The following is a 13,515-nucleotide window of genomic DNA, read 5'->3' as shown; positions in this document are numbered from 1 at the left end:
TTACGTAGGCAAGGCTTATGTCGTGTGTTATGAATATTATTGCCGATTCCATCTCCTTACTCAGATCCTTGAATAGGTTAATTACCTGGGCCTGTATTGTTACGTCAAGAGCTGACGTAGGCTCATCGGCAATCAATATCTTTGGTCTCAATATTAACGACATTGCAAGCACAACCCTCTGTATCTGACCACCGGAGAGTTGGTGCGGATACCTTAGCATTATTATCTCTGGATCTGGGAATCTAAGGTCTTTAAGGGCTTGTATAGCCATCTCATAAGCCCTATCCTCGCTGTACTTCTCACCACTCCTCTCCATCCTAATCCTGGCAGCCTCCATTAACTGATAACCAACGGTCTTAACGGGGTTAAGGCTTGTGAATGGGTTCTGAAGAACCATGAACACGGTAGTACCCCTATACTTCTCCATCTCCTTCTCACTGAGCTCCAATAGGTTGACCCCATCAACCATTATCCTTCCAGAAACAACGGCATTACCGGGCAAAACCCTCGCTATCGCCTGGCCAAGTGTTGACTTGCCAGAACCGCTCTCGCCAACCACGCCAACAATCTCACCCCTATCAACGTCTAGGTTAACATCATCAAGCACGTGTAAGGTACCCATTACAGTTCTATAACCGACATACAGATCTCTAATTGAGAGGAGCATGCCCACCACCTCAGTACGCAGCCCTACCACCTATTATGTCCTGTATCCTATCACCGAGAAGTACAAAGCCTAGTGCAATTATTAATATCGTCACGCTTGGAAATATGGCCCACCACCAATACTTTGGAAAGCCCCACTGTATGCCATCAGACGCCATTTGACCAAGTATTGGTAATCCAGGCTGTAGACCAACACCTATAAAGTTCAGTATTGATGCGGCTAGTATTACGTTCCCAAAGTCAAGCATCGCATAGGCTATTATCGGATCGATGGTATTAATGAATAAGTACTTAAAGAATAACTTAATTGGCGATACCCCATAAAGCTGCGCGGCGGCTATGTAATCCATGGCCTTAACCCTAAGGGTCTCAGCCCTAAAGAGCCTTGCGTATATTGGCCACCAAACGATTATGAAGGAGTAAATCATGCCTATGAAGCTCGCCTTGAGCAGTACGGAGACGACTATGGCGAGTATTATGGCTGGTACTGATAGGAAGGCATCCGTTATCCTCATGAGTATTTCATCCCACCAACCACCCAGGTACCCCGCACTAATGCCTAGAAACGCCCCAATGAATATGGCCGAGAGCACCACAATGAAGGCTGGGTAGGCCGCGCTATAGGGAATTGAATATAAAATCCGTGACAGTATGTCTTGGCCCATGTAATTAGTACCCATTAAATGCGTCCATGAAGGTGGTTGAAAGGCATCAACTAGGTTCTGAGCAAATGGATCATATGGAAGCAATATCCAGCCAAGCCTTGGATTTTTGAGGTATATAGCTAATATTTCAAGTGTACCCTGTATTATCGACCAGATTATGAAGGCTGCAACAATAACGAGACCAACAAGGCCAGCAGGATCCCTAGATATCAACTTAATCCAATTCCAGAGAGTCGCCGTGAATCCACCAACCCTCCTCTCAGTTACTTGCTTCGTCATGTTATTCTCACCCTCGGATCAAGTATTCCATAGAGTATATCAGCAATGAAGTTAGCAATAATCACTGATATGCCTACGAAGAGTGTTATGCCATAAACCATTAATGGATCAACACTTGTAATAGCCACTGTAGTTATGTACCCCATACCATGATAATCAAATACGTCTTCTGCTATATAGGCACCTGTCCATGCCAAGGCAAATGTTAATACCATGAGTGTTACTAGGGGTATCAAAGCATTCCTAAGGCCAACCCTGTAAACCACAACCCTCCTTGAGAGTCCCTTGACGTAAGCTAACCTTACATAGTCGCTTTCGAGTACGTCAAGCATGGTATTCCTTGCCATTCTCGTATATACGCCAAAGCTATAGAGAACAACAGAGAACATCGGTAAGATCATATGTATTACATAACTCCTCGCGTACTCCCAGTTTTGCTCCAATAATGCGTCGATGAGGGGCCAGCCCGTTATGGGCTTGGGCGCCGGCAATAATGGATCAACATAGTGACTCACAGGTAGGTGTGTGTATGGTTCCAGCCATATTGCAAAAATCAACAGGAGTAGTAATGCTATTAGGTATGGAGGCGACGACCAAGTGAATATGTAGAAGCCCCTTATTAAGTAATCAAGCCATTTATTCCTATTTGACGCAGCAATTGCGCCGAGCACAACGCCCAATAAAACGGTTAATATCACGGCTGGTATCATAAACGTTAGGGTTATGGGCAAGTACTGCATTATTATATAAGCCTCCGGCTCCTTATATATTGGATCAAAACCTAAATCACCGCTAAACACGCTAATTAGGTAGTTTATGAATTGAACATAAATAGGCGCATCTAAATGATACACTTTAACTATAGTCTCTAATTCAGCCATTGTTGCGTGAGGACCAGCATATAGCCTAGCAAGCGCGATCGGTGTTGGGTAAATAACATGGACGAGTACAAACATCAAGACAAGTAACAATAATAATGTTACTACGGCATTAATCAGCCTCCTGACTACAAATATTGCAAAGTCTCGGCCAGCCATAATCGCCAATACCCTACAACTACCACCTAATAAAGTTTACTATAATTATATACATTCACAGTCAAAAATCATTATAATATTGACAAAAATTTTTATTAATATTAAATTAATGTAAATTTTTATTTTAAATAATTTAAAGTAAGCTCTTTAACTTATTAACTTATCTGGGTAACTTTCGTGCCATTCGAGTACGTAATTATTGATATCGTGACGGGTTTGTAATACATCGTATTGTAGTAGTAACCTGTCCAAGTCACTACGAAGCCCTTAAGATATGGCTGGTATATGAAGAACGGCATTGGATCTGGTATCCACACGTACGGTGCATCATTATAGACAATACTGTATATCTGCCTTGATAACTGTATCTGCAACGTTTGGTTAGAGGTAAACGCAGCCTTGAGTAGTAAGTTATTAACTGTCGGATTATTGTACCAGGCATAGTCGCCCGTTGGCAATGAGCCCATTAGTATCGACATGGCTATCTGCATTATTGGGTCGGGCCAGTCCGCGCACCAGCCGACGCCATATATTAAGTGCCCGGTCACTGATGGTGATGTCCAACTATCAAACTCCGCTGATGTTACGTAACTAATCGCTGTTGGTATGCCTATTTGCTCGAGGTCGTGAGCCACTATCTCAAGTTGGGCCTCAACCATTGGTGTCACTGGTGGTATTACGTAAATGGATAGTGTCGGTATTTTCTGGCCGTTTGGATTACCAATTACTTTTCCATTTGGTAATACGGCGTAGAAGTTACCCTCCCAACCAGACTTATTGAGGTATTGTATTGCTAAATCGGTGTTATAACTGTAGAAGGGTAAGTTGCCTGGGTTATAAAGGACTGGGTTAAGTGGGGTAAATGGACCGAGATATAGCTTGGCCAGGGTCATATTTATCAATGGTGAGTAATACGTATAGAGTAGGGCTGTGTAGTTGATCGCGTGCTCTATTGCCAGCCTGAAGTCAGTAATGTTTGTGGGCCACCTCTGCGTGTTCATTGACAGCATCATGATACATGCTGGGGTTAATTCTGGATATGGATGTATTATTGATTGTGGCGGTAGGTATTTATTATATGGTGACCAGGCACTGTATAGTTGGCTTAAGAATGGCGGATCCACATAGGTTATTTGAGCCTTATTTTGCCCAAAAAGCACGACTCTGTTGGTGTGGGACTCCGAGATCTTTAGGTCAATTATTTGTATATGCCCAGGCTGGTCGAGTATGGGTAGTGAGCCTGGTGGGTAGTTGTTGCCCCAGTAATTCGGATTGATCTGAAGTATTATCTCCGTGAATTCACCTGGAGTTCCCGTAACGCTTTTAATGACGTAAGGACCTGTGCCAGGTAATCCATACTGGCATAGGTAACTATTTGGTTGGTTGGGCTCAACACCGCCGTGAGCATCAACGTAGGCTGGTGGGACTACGGCACCCCACCATGACGCAATGTCAAGTAGGAAGTACATGTATGGTCTTAGTAGGTTAAACTCCACTTTATAGGGCCCTAGAACTACAATTGCTTGGTTCGGGTAAGACATTATCTTCTGTATCGTTGAGTTATGCACATCGAAGTTACTCAATAAGTTGGCTAACGCATAAGCGCAGAGCGTTACATTGCTGGCGTAGGCCGCGTTGCCGGTTGCGTACGTCATGGCATCGCAGACTCCCCATGGTATGGCGTATCCGTAGTTCTCGTAAATGGTCTCATTGAATAGTAAGAACATGTAATTGCTAACTCCTGGTCCTTGTCCTATGATTATTGTTCTGTAGAAGCTGAACCATACTACCGTGGCGTTGAATTGTTCTCCATCAGTGAAGTAAACGCCCTGCCTAAGCGTGAAAATATAATGCTTATAGTCAGGACTAACAGTCCAATTAGAGGCTAATGCAGGTTCTACCCCATAAATGTTATTAGGATCCCAAATTACCAATGTTTGATATACAACGTTAAATATAGGGGTATCCTGTCCGTAAAAGCCTGTTGCTGGGTCTAGACAATCCGGCGATGTTGTTTGCGATATATCCACTAATTCGTTTGGGTTCGACGGGGCCAATGTAATCGTCTGATTTGAGACCACGGTGACTGTTGGCTTCGTAACGTTAATCACGGGCGGCGGCGCAGTGGGCTTCTTAGAAACAGGATGATAAGTAACAGCAAAATAAGCACCAACAGCCACTACTATGACTACTACTACCACGATCACTGCTAAGGCAGCCTTTGATAAGCCCGTATTAGCTTGTCCCGGCATAAACATATTTCGCTTAAGTCATTTTAAAGCATTACTGAGTACCTAGTTAATTAGGGAATTATATAGAACTATATTCAGCAATATTACCTTAATAATAAAATAAATTCCATAATATACTCATATAGTTACTCGCCAAGGTCCATACAATCAACCTCTTAATCTTAATGATAATGATATAGTCATCATTACATCAATCCATATTTGAAAATCAGTAATTGCAACGCCATATTATGAATACATGCAGTGTAGACGCTCGATGAATAGTATTGAATAGTAATCTCTCAATTCCCTTGGTTAGATCTCTATACACTCACGCTTAATTGTTGTAATTGGTGGGGTGGAATTAATTTTTATACCTGGTTGTGTTTAGTTTTTGATGGGTAAGTCGAGGTTTGTTGTTGCCCTTGGTGATTTCATTATTGAGGCTCCGATTGGTAGGAGGCAGGCTGGGGCTTTGTTGAGTTTGTTGAGGGTTTTGTATGTTGATTACTTGGGTGCTTACCGTAATTACCGCGGTGTCATCCTCAACATTGGTGAGTTTGTCCGCAGGTTGGCCCTTAGGATTGTTAGGGAGTTCGGCATTGAGTGTGGGGAGGATCCCTTTCTTCATGATCCTTGCCTTATTATTTATGATATTGGCTTGGACATACCGCCCATGGCCTTTAAGGTAAGCAGTGATGCTTCCTTTGAGGATATGCTGCGTGAGGTTCTTAGGAGAGGCTTTATTGACGTTGTTGGTGATTTACACGTGGAGGTCACATATGTGTATAGGGATGGTGGTAGGTTGAGGGTTGATGATGATTACTTTAAGGTTGTCGTTAATGGACCCGACGACGTATACATTGAGTATAGGGATCCTGGCGAGGAGTATGAGGAGTAATGCTTTACTAGGTCCCTACATTGTATTGCTTGACTATGGATCCTGAGGCTTCATTTGTGCTGGGCTTGGTTGGTGCTGTCTTTATGCTGATGTCTTCATTTGAGCTTATGTTTGTTTCAATAGGGTTAGCATGCTTATCATTAGCTTTCTCGTTGTTGTTCTCCTGATTCGTGTTGGTTCCCTAAGTGCGTTGATGGTTTCATTTATCAGCATAAACTTGAACTTTTGTGCTGTGGTGGTTATTATATACTTATTATTTATTAATTTCCTAGTCATTGGTTCCCTACTCGTGCTTGCGTAAGCAATGTATCATGTACTTGGTTTCTCGAATCCCTAAGTCGTTGTCTTAATTAGAGGTTGAACGTGAAAAGGCAACATTTATATAACCGGACTATAGCCAGTATCAATGAGTATCAGTACTGGATTAAGGGCTAACAGTGAATTCCCTGGTAAGGAACCATTCTACTTCAAGTCCTTTGATAGGATCATTGGCGTGGCTCACAACGTCAATGAGTTGAGGAGTGAGTTTGGGAGACTTCTTAATGTTGATCCAAAGGCCCTTGAGTATCACCTTAGGGAGGGCCATATTGTTCAGTGGCTTGAGTACATCGGTGAGGTTGAATTGGCTAGGAGACTTATCGGTATTAGTGATCCAGGTACAGCCTACGAAATAATAAATAACTACCTCACAGGTAGTAGGGATACCACGACTGAGGAGAAGCCCTCCACAAGACAGGGCAGAAGACCCAGTAGAAGGTCTAGGAATTCGAGGAAGACCTAATCATAATCAACCACTACCCTTAAAATAACTAGGGCCTTGATAAGGTACTTGGCATTCCCACGCCTTGTTTAGGTGCTCCTGGAGCCCCATGGCTGTTAATGCCAATTCCACAGCCGTTATCACACTCCCCGCTGTACTCAACCAGGTGAGCATTAGGGACATGTCCAGGGATGCCGTGGTTATTCCCACATTTAGCATCGCCATTATACCTAACCCATAATCTATCACCATGCGTATTAATGCGTATATTAAGAGGATCGTGATGATTAATACTGCCAGGTCAATGATCATGAATATGTAATTAGTCATTAAGCCTATGATCAAACCAGGCGATGCACCAATGACAACTGCTATAATGGGCATGGTAATTCTGCATAATTCCTATTTCCCATGGACTTAATCATTAGTAAACCCTGTATTAGGTATATTATATCAATAGTTATATAGCCTAGGCCAAGTTTAATATATGAAGAAAACAGCATTGCATATCTAATCACTGAGTATATGCCGACCAAGCCCAGAATATCACACCAACCATAATTAGTGCCTGGCCTAATCTTCTTATGATTATTCTCTGAGTGCCATGGCTCATGTATGGATTATTATCATAATTTACCTAAAAGCATTACCAATATCGTGGGCGTAAGGCTTATTAGAATTATCACGTTTACGAAAGTACATGTGCATTACAGCAAGTGGGCTTGTTAAGCGATTTAACGGTATTACCGCATTGAATGGTATTAGTTTCAGGATTGAATGTGGTGAGGCCGCAGCCTTACTGGGTCCTAACGGTGCTGGCAAGACAACAACCCTCAGGATACTCGCTGGCCTATTAAGACCGGACTCAGGGAGCGCCCACGTCTGTAACTTTGATGTTCAGAGGCAGCCGAGGAATGCTAAGGCATGCCTTGGTTACTTACCTGAGGATGCCGTACCATTCCTCAACCTCACTGTTAGGGAGAACCTGGAGTACGTCGCCGTGCTCAGGGAATTGAGTGATTCTGTGATCGACGAAACCATTAAGCTATTAGGCCTTGAGGACCTAGCCGACAGAACGGCTGGCTCATTATCAAGGGGTAATAGGCAAAGGCTTGCGATTGCTCTGGCAATCATGCATAGGCCCAGGGTATTGCTGCTTGATGAACCGCTTAATTACCTGGATATACCGACTCAGGAGAACGTGATTAGGCTATTCAGGGATCTTAATGCCAATGGTTCTACACTGCTGGTGTCGACGCATGTGATGTCCATTGCCGAGAGATTAACAAGCAAAGTCATTGTAATTAGTAAAGGTGTCATTGTTTGGCAGGGTACCATGAATGAGCTTAAGGAGATTGCGGCCAGTGCCGGTGAGAGAATTGAGGAGGTTGTGGCGAGGTTGATGAAATGAGGATCCTTAGGATTGTTTACTTCGAGATTAAGCAATTATATAGTAAGTGGTTCTTGGCCATACTCATAACTGTATTGATACTTTACGCATTCACGAGTTTTAGTGTTGGCGGTAGTAATCCTAGGTTAATCCTATATAACTTGAATTACTTTGTAATACTCCTCCTGATACTATACCTATCCACTTCATTCACTATTGTGAGACCGATGATTGATGTAGTCTTCACAACACAGATTGATCCTGTGGAGTATTATGTAGCCAGGGCGATTGCCACGGGCTTTATATACCCAGTAATTATGGTAATGATAACAGTGCCCACCATGAAGCCGGGCCTTGATATTACCTATTACGCAGCAACACTACTTTTTCTCCTGGGATTCTTCGTATTGTTCACAGCTAATATTCAATTAATCCCGTGGAGAGGCAAAATACCACTACTCGCGCCAATACTCATAATAATAATCCTGGGTTATCTCAAGCCTGAACTCTCGCCGTTATATGGCCTCGTGAGGCCAGGACTGACCTATGTGGTTTACGCCATGGCCCTCCTAATCCTTTCCATGGCTACAATACCCAGGCAATACATTAGGGAATTAGCCACCAATGCCTATGGAGTACTGGGCGAACAACCACCAATAATGCCCCGAAGACTTGGTGCCAGACTCACTGGTCTCCCAAGGACTACGTGGGGCGTTGTTTGGGCGACGTCAACAACTAACCTCACGTTTTTGATGAATTCACCCCAGGGTAGTCGGGCGGTGTCAATGAGGATCAATGTCTTCATAATACTGATACCGCTATCCACCTCCTTCGCAATCGCCTACTGCATAGTCGCGCTGCTTATTCACGACGCAGGCGCCCAGGTCTTCCTCTCCTCATTCTCCTTCTACACAATATATTTATTGCTCTATGTATCCTCGGCGTCCACGATTAGTTATGAAAGGCTGTGGCTAAGCCTATCCATAGACCCAACCCGGTACTTCAGGTATAGAATGGGCGCCCGGGCATTGATAACAGCAATAGCCCTACTGCCCTGGATCACAGCCTACGCACTGCAGGGCATGCGCTTCAGGCCAGCCATTTACCTGGCAATAGCTTTAGTCTCCACGGTAATGGTGGCGCCAGTGCTTAGTTGGTTAGTCGCGGCCTACGCTGGTCAACCCCAGGTTAGAGAACTCCAAATAATGCAGAGACCAATGACGTACTCCCTAAGGGTCCTCCTAATATTACTGTTTATTTTCATAAACATGTCAATATACATGACACCCTACGCCCTAGCCCTACTAGCCGTTTACTACCCGGTACTGGCCATACTGTGGCCAATAAGCACGGCACTTGCTGCAGTACTACTCATAGTATCAGCAGCCTTCCTCTACTACGTAGTAATTTCGGAGAGGAACCAAGTAATATGGACTTGGCTCGTGAATAAACTATCAGAGAATGGTTATATGTAGGTATTCCAGGCGTAACCTCATGAATCACTCATTACTTATTCCTCAACTGCGCTAGATATAGTTCTCACTACGGTCATTAATCATTCACGTGAGCTTCATGAGGTATCGATAGGTTTATAATGGAGAACCCAAATGTCGTGATTACCTATGTGGATTGCAGCACTCTCATCAAGTGAGGTGGGAAGGGATAGGCCCCTTGGCGTTAGGAGACTGAACATGAACCTGGTATTTTGGCGTGATAAGTCGGGAAGAGTAAATGCACTGCTTGATGACTGCCCGCACAGGCATGCCAAGCTTTCACTGGGCAAGGTAATTAATGGCAATATTCAATGCCCGTATCACGGCTTCGAATTCGACGGCTTGGGAAGGACTGTTAAGGTCCCTGCCCTGGGCAAGTCATCCGAAATACCAAAGTACCTAAGAGCAATTTCCATCCCAGTATATGAGGCCCACGGCATTATCTGGCTCTGGTACGGCAGCGGAGATCCGAGTAAGGCGCCAAGGTTCTTCGACGACTTAGACGGGCTAATTGCATACTCTGAGTATAGTGAGACGTGGAGTGTGTCCCTGCCGAGAGCTGTTGAGAACCAGCTTGACGTGTTTCACCTACCCTTCGTTCATTATAACACCATTGGTAGGGGTGGTAAGACCCTGGTCCACGGCCCACTGGTCAAGGTCCTTGATGATTACTCCTTCATTATCTATCCATTCAATGAGGTCGATAGAGGACAAAAACCACTAAGGAGCAATCAAATAGACGCCAGTAAGTTGAGGAATTACCTCTGGTTCATATACCCGAATGTTTGGGAGAACTACATATCCAGGAACATGAGGATTATAGCCTTCTTTGCACCCATTGACTCGGGTAGTACTAGGATATACGTAAGGCTTTACATGAGGGTGACCGGCGCCAGGGCGATAGATAGGGCAATAACCAAGTTACTGATGCCCTTCAATATCTACGTACTCCATCAAGACAGCAGGGTAGTACTCACGCAGTCCAATGATATTACCCACGACAAGCTAATCCATGCAGACTACCCAATAGCACTGTACAGGAGGATGTACCTAAGAGACAAGGAACTAAACAAACTATTGAACAGCGCAGTAAAGCCTTAACACGAATTAAGCCATTCCGAAATACCCCTTATAAACTTCTGGGGGCGGAAGTAACTTCTGGGGGTAGAAGCGCTCTTTGATTTGCGGCCGAAGGATAGTAGATCCAACCTCTTTGATAGGGAGGTTGAGCTTGGTAAGGTCGTTGAGTATGTCGGTAGGTTGGGTTTACCCATTACTTTGGTTCTTGGTTTTCGTAGGGTTGGTAAGTCATCCTTAATACTCGTGGCGCTCAGAGAATTGGGTCTTTCATCGATTTATATTGACCTTAGGAAGTTTGAGGAGAGGCAGTACCTGTCATATAGGGATTTCGTCCTTGAGCTTCAGCGTGAGGTTAATAATCTGGCTAGGAGGTTTCCTAGATTACTTGATTTTCTTAGGAATATTGATGGTGTTAGCATCATGGGTAATCAAGCCCTCTTCTCCTGGAAAAGCAGTAGTAGAGTTTCCCTGGCATCGTTACTTGACGCAGTAAATGAATGGGCTGGTAATGGCATTGTCATAGTCCTTGACGAAGCCCAGGAACTTGTTAAGGCGAGGGGATTCAACGTACTGCCTATCCTCGCCTACGCATACGACAACCTAAGGAATGTTAGGTTCATAATCAGCGGCTCGAAGATGGGCCTCCTATATAGGTTCCTTAGGGTTAAAGACCCTGAATCACCGCTCTTTGGCAGGGCAATGGGCGTTGTCGAGTTAGCACCATTTACTAAGGAACAGGTAATCGAGTTTCTAAGGCGAGGCTTTGAGGAGTTGGGTATTGAATTCAATGATTACGACACAGTTTACAAGGAACTTGGTGGTATTCCTGGTTGGCTCACCTACTTCGGACTTAAGTACTATGAGTATAGGGACCTTGATAGGGCTATTAATGGGACCGTGGACTACGCGACCACGTTAATAAGGCGGGAATTCGAGAACTTCCTGGCAGATAAAGCCGTTGCAAGGGATAGATACTTAACAATAATGAGGATCGTGTCAAGGGGATGTGCAGGCTGGGGCGAGATCAAGAATGGGCTTGAGGTAATGCTTGGTATGGAAATTAGCGACTCAAGAATTAGCGAATACCTAAGGCAATTACTCGACTCTGCCTGGATAGTTAAGCCAAACAATAAGTACTGCCCAGCGGAGCCATTAATAGGTAAGGCGTTTAGGGCTTGAAAAATATTTAAAGGAATGTACTGAAAAATAAGGTGACCAATTAATCATGGGTACATTTAGCGTCAAAGCGCGGATTTGGAACGTTAGGGAACCCGCAAAATCAATAGCCGTCAACTTACTCGTGGATACCGGCTCAACGTACACAGTAATACCCAGTAGGGTCCTTGAGGAACTCGGGGTGAAGCCCATTAGGGTCGTTAAACTAAGGCTCGCTGACGGTAGGGTTATTGAAAAACCACTGGGTGAGATTGGTATTGAGATTGATGGATTCACTGTGTCGGCCACACCCGTGGTCTTCGGTGATGAAGGTATCTACCTACTTGGCTCAGTGACCATGGAACAGCTAGGATTGATGCCGGATCCCGTTGAGAAGAGGCTGAAACCGACAGAGGCACTCATGATGGCCCTGATCAATTAAACGCCTCACTAATAAGGCTCAGCGACCCAAGCCTTATTAATCGCCTCATCAAAACAATCCTGATGGGCAATACGTTAGCCAGGGTTAGGATTTGCAACCCACGGGACACGACCAAGTGCCTAGAGCTTGACCTACTCGTAGATACCGGCAGTACCTATACGTGGATTAAAGCGTCGAGGCTTAGGGAATTAGGTATTGAACCAATGACAAGGTGGAAATTCAGAACAATCGAGGGTAGGGTAATCGAGAGGGAAATTGGTGAGGCGGTCATTGAGTGCATGGGTGAGAGAGCAACAAGGATTATAGTCTTCGCAGAGGAAAACGACGCAGAAGTGCTAGGTGTAGATACATTGGAAGGTCTCAGGCTAGAGGTGGACCCAGTAACAAGGCAATTAAAGAAAATCGAAGCACTACTAGCCATTTAATTAAATACCTTCATTTCACTTAGCAATCTAAACACAAGCAAAGCCATAACCTAACGTTATATCTACAATTCGCTAACAAGACCTAGTTATCTTCATTGTGACGCATCATTCTCAACATTGATCATGCCGCAATATATTTATTCCTGCTCCGCATAATCATACCTTAATGGTTTTGAGGAGACTTGCGTATTTTGATGAAAACGCGGATACAAGTTGGATCTCCCATGACGTCGGCAAGGAGCTAATTAATGAATTAAGTAGGTACGGTTTTGAGGCTGTTGATTATGACGGCTTAATTAAGGTTATTAGAGACGCCATCAGTAATAATGCCCATGAATATGCAATAGCCTTTGTAAATGATATTGTTCCATACGAGTTATTTCACGATAATGTCGACCCAATGAATAGCCTGTTAATGCGATTCATAGCCAAGGGAGGCACGGTTGTCTGGATTGGGGACGTACCATTTTGGTACAGGACTAAGCAAGGTAATAAGGGAGATAGGGAAAGCACCTTCGACAAACTCCTACCATTTAAGGCATTAGGAGTCTTTACTGTATTCACGGAATCACTAAAAACGGCATCGACCATATGCGTCGGCGGTAAGTGCGCCACGTGGATATCAAGAAGGCCAATAATCTACCCAGGGGATGTTGAGACCGTCATGCTCAAGGAGTGTGGTAAGGATCATAAGTACATTTACCCACTAACGAAGACATTAACCATCGTTAGCGGCCTCTATCCATTACCTAAGGGAGAGATCGAACTAACAATCCGAAAACTAAGGTTAGAGTGGTGGGAGTGGATTAAGAGATCAATAGGTAAAGCCAAGGTGGGAATCGGCATTGGGCCAGCCTCGATAGAGCTTGAAGCCCCTGAGCCCAAGTAGTTCGAGAAAAAGATCTCATCAAAAACACTTTACTGGGAAGCAGCGCCAGCCTGGATCAAGTGCTTCGGGAGAGGTCACTTCATAAGGCTATTCGACGAGCCC

The 13,515-nt window shown here is 44.3% G+C and carries 16 protein-coding genes; 9 read left to right on the top strand and 7 right to left on the bottom strand.

The features are described from left to right. From ACP5L5_RS04620 to ACP5L5_RS04605, 4 genes are all read right to left on the bottom strand, one after another. Positions 1 to 667: ABC transporter ATP-binding protein (locus ACP5L5_RS04620; RefSeq protein WP_428761993.1), on the bottom strand; the 667-nt coding region annotated here is incomplete at its 3' end. Between the two features lie 10 nt (positions 668 to 677). Then, positions 678 to 1,610 carry an ABC transporter permease gene (locus tag ACP5L5_RS04615; RefSeq protein ID WP_428761991.1) on the bottom strand — a complete coding sequence of 311 codons (933 nt, stop codon included), beginning with the start codon at positions 1,608 to 1,610 and terminating at the stop codon, positions 678 to 680. After that, on the bottom strand, positions 1,607 to 2,647 hold the full coding sequence (locus tag ACP5L5_RS04610) for an ABC transporter permease (RefSeq protein ID WP_428761989.1): 1,041 nt from the start codon (positions 2,645 to 2,647) through the stop codon (positions 1,607 to 1,609). The genes ACP5L5_RS04615 and ACP5L5_RS04610 overlap by 4 nt, the downstream gene beginning before the upstream one ends. Positions 2,648 to 2,802: 155 nt before the next feature. Beyond that, a complete protein-coding gene (locus tag ACP5L5_RS04605) occupies positions 2,803 to 4,899 on the bottom strand; it encodes an ABC transporter substrate-binding protein (protein ID WP_428761988.1) in 2,097 nt (698 codons plus the stop codon). 376 nt (positions 4,900 to 5,275) lie between these two features. On the opposite strand from ACP5L5_RS04605, the gene ACP5L5_RS04600 reads away from it, so the two are divergent. Beyond that, a complete protein-coding gene (locus tag ACP5L5_RS04600; protein WP_428761986.1) occupies positions 5,276 to 5,779 on the top strand; it encodes a hypothetical protein in 504 nt (167 codons plus the stop codon). Between the two features lie 105 nt (positions 5,780 to 5,884). Here ACP5L5_RS04600 and ACP5L5_RS04595 read toward each other — a convergent pair whose 3' ends face one another. Continuing rightward, on the bottom strand, positions 5,885 to 6,055 hold the full coding sequence (locus ACP5L5_RS04595; RefSeq protein WP_428761984.1) for a hypothetical protein: 171 nt from the start codon (positions 6,053 to 6,055) through the stop codon (positions 5,885 to 5,887). Positions 6,056 to 6,185: 130 nt separating this feature from the next. Between ACP5L5_RS04595 and ACP5L5_RS04590 the strand changes: the two genes are divergently transcribed. Beyond that, positions 6,186 to 6,560 (top strand): hypothetical protein, encoded by a 375-nt coding sequence (locus tag ACP5L5_RS04590; protein ID WP_013605633.1) that lies wholly within the window; start codon positions 6,186 to 6,188, stop codon positions 6,558 to 6,560. Between the two features lie 6 nt (positions 6,561 to 6,566). Here the strand turns inward: ACP5L5_RS04590 and ACP5L5_RS04585 are convergent, their stop codons facing one another. Both ACP5L5_RS04585 and ACP5L5_RS04580 read right to left on the bottom strand, forming a co-directional pair. Then, the gene (locus tag ACP5L5_RS04585; protein ID WP_428761982.1) at positions 6,567 to 6,923 is read right to left on the bottom strand and encodes a hypothetical protein; all 357 of its coding nucleotides are present in this window, start codon (positions 6,921 to 6,923) and stop codon (positions 6,567 to 6,569) included. Next, complete coding sequence (locus tag ACP5L5_RS04580) at positions 6,911 to 7,075, bottom strand: hypothetical protein (protein ID WP_428761981.1); 165 nt, start codon at positions 7,073 to 7,075, stop codon at positions 6,911 to 6,913. The genes ACP5L5_RS04585 and ACP5L5_RS04580 overlap by 13 nt, the downstream gene beginning before the upstream one ends. Positions 7,076 to 7,239: 164 nt before the next feature. Between ACP5L5_RS04580 and ACP5L5_RS04575 the strand changes: the two genes are divergently transcribed. The 7 genes from ACP5L5_RS04575 to ACP5L5_RS04545 all read left to right on the top strand — a co-directional run bounded on the left by ACP5L5_RS04575 (position 7,240) and on the right by ACP5L5_RS04545 (position 13,413). Further along, positions 7,240 to 7,950, top strand: a complete 711-nt coding sequence (locus ACP5L5_RS04575; protein ID WP_428761979.1) for an ABC transporter ATP-binding protein — start codon at positions 7,240 to 7,242, stop codon at positions 7,948 to 7,950. Further along, positions 7,947 to 9,404 (top strand): hypothetical protein, encoded by a 1,458-nt coding sequence (locus ACP5L5_RS04570; RefSeq protein ID WP_428761978.1) that lies wholly within the window; start codon positions 7,947 to 7,949, stop codon positions 9,402 to 9,404. The genes ACP5L5_RS04575 and ACP5L5_RS04570 overlap by 4 nt, the downstream gene beginning before the upstream one ends. Positions 9,405 to 9,551: 147 nt before the next feature. Beyond that, positions 9,552 to 10,523, top strand: coding sequence for a Rieske 2Fe-2S domain-containing protein (locus ACP5L5_RS04565; RefSeq protein ID WP_428761976.1), 972 nt, complete (start codon positions 9,552 to 9,554; stop codon positions 10,521 to 10,523). 81 nt (positions 10,524 to 10,604) lie between these two features. Next, positions 10,605 to 11,681, top strand: a complete 1,077-nt coding sequence (locus tag ACP5L5_RS04560; RefSeq protein WP_428761974.1) for an AAA family ATPase — start codon at positions 10,605 to 10,607, stop codon at positions 11,679 to 11,681. A gap of 46 nt (positions 11,682 to 11,727) precedes the next feature. Then, entirely contained in the window at positions 11,728 to 12,099 is a 372-nt protein-coding gene (locus ACP5L5_RS04555) for an aspartyl protease family protein (RefSeq protein ID WP_428761972.1), read from the top strand. 62 nt (positions 12,100 to 12,161) lie between these two features. Next, on the top strand, positions 12,162 to 12,524 hold the full coding sequence (locus ACP5L5_RS04550; protein WP_428761970.1) for a hypothetical protein: 363 nt from the start codon (positions 12,162 to 12,164) through the stop codon (positions 12,522 to 12,524). A gap of 166 nt (positions 12,525 to 12,690) precedes the next feature. Continuing rightward, the gene (locus ACP5L5_RS04545; protein WP_428761968.1) at positions 12,691 to 13,413 is read left to right on the top strand and encodes a hypothetical protein; all 723 of its coding nucleotides are present in this window, start codon (positions 12,691 to 12,693) and stop codon (positions 13,411 to 13,413) included. Positions 13,414 to 13,515: the final 102 nt, after the last annotated feature.

It is taken from the genome of Vulcanisaeta sp., assembly GCF_049966235.1.
GTDB classification, from domain to species: Archaea; Thermoproteota; Thermoprotei; order Thermoproteales; family Thermocladiaceae; genus Vulcanisaeta; species Vulcanisaeta moutnovskia.
The sequence above is the reverse complement of the archived record's forward strand: the minus strand, read 5'-3'. Positions and strand labels throughout refer to the sequence as shown.

Excerpts from the sequence above, each read along its gene's own strand:
- ACP5L5_RS04565 (WP_428761976.1), top strand. The coding sequence starts at position 9,552 with ATGTGGATTGCAGCACTCTCATCAAGTGAGGTGGGAAGGGATAGGCCC.
- ACP5L5_RS04610 (WP_428761989.1), bottom strand. The coding sequence starts at position 2,647 with ATGGCTGGCCGAGACTTTGCAATATTTGTAGTCAGGAGGCTGATTAAT.
- ACP5L5_RS04615 (WP_428761991.1), bottom strand. The coding sequence starts at position 1,610 with ATGACGAAGCAAGTAACTGAGAGGAGGGTTGGTGGATTCACGGCGACT.
- ACP5L5_RS04590 (WP_013605633.1), top strand. The coding sequence starts at position 6,186 with ATGAGTATCAGTACTGGATTAAGGGCTAACAGTGAATTCCCTGGTAAG.
- ACP5L5_RS04575 (WP_428761979.1), top strand. The coding sequence starts at position 7,240 with ATGTGCATTACAGCAAGTGGGCTTGTTAAGCGATTTAACGGTATTACC.
- ACP5L5_RS04555 (WP_428761972.1), top strand. The coding sequence starts at position 11,728 with ATGGGTACATTTAGCGTCAAAGCGCGGATTTGGAACGTTAGGGAACCC.
- ACP5L5_RS04595 (WP_428761984.1), bottom strand. The coding sequence starts at position 6,055 with ATGACTAGGAAATTAATAAATAATAAGTATATAATAACCACCACAGCA.
- ACP5L5_RS04570 (WP_428761978.1), top strand. The coding sequence starts at position 7,947 with ATGAGGATCCTTAGGATTGTTTACTTCGAGATTAAGCAATTATATAGT.
- ACP5L5_RS04600 (WP_428761986.1), top strand. The coding sequence starts at position 5,276 with ATGGGTAAGTCGAGGTTTGTTGTTGCCCTTGGTGATTTCATTATTGAG.
- ACP5L5_RS04585 (WP_428761982.1), bottom strand. The coding sequence starts at position 6,923 with ATGCCCATTATAGCAGTTGTCATTGGTGCATCGCCTGGTTTGATCATA.
- ACP5L5_RS04550 (WP_428761970.1), top strand. The coding sequence starts at position 12,162 with ATGGGCAATACGTTAGCCAGGGTTAGGATTTGCAACCCACGGGACACG.
- ACP5L5_RS04545 (WP_428761968.1), top strand. The coding sequence starts at position 12,691 with ATGGTTTTGAGGAGACTTGCGTATTTTGATGAAAACGCGGATACAAGT.
- ACP5L5_RS04605 (WP_428761988.1), bottom strand. The coding sequence starts at position 4,899 with ATGCCGGGACAAGCTAATACGGGCTTATCAAAGGCTGCCTTAGCAGTG.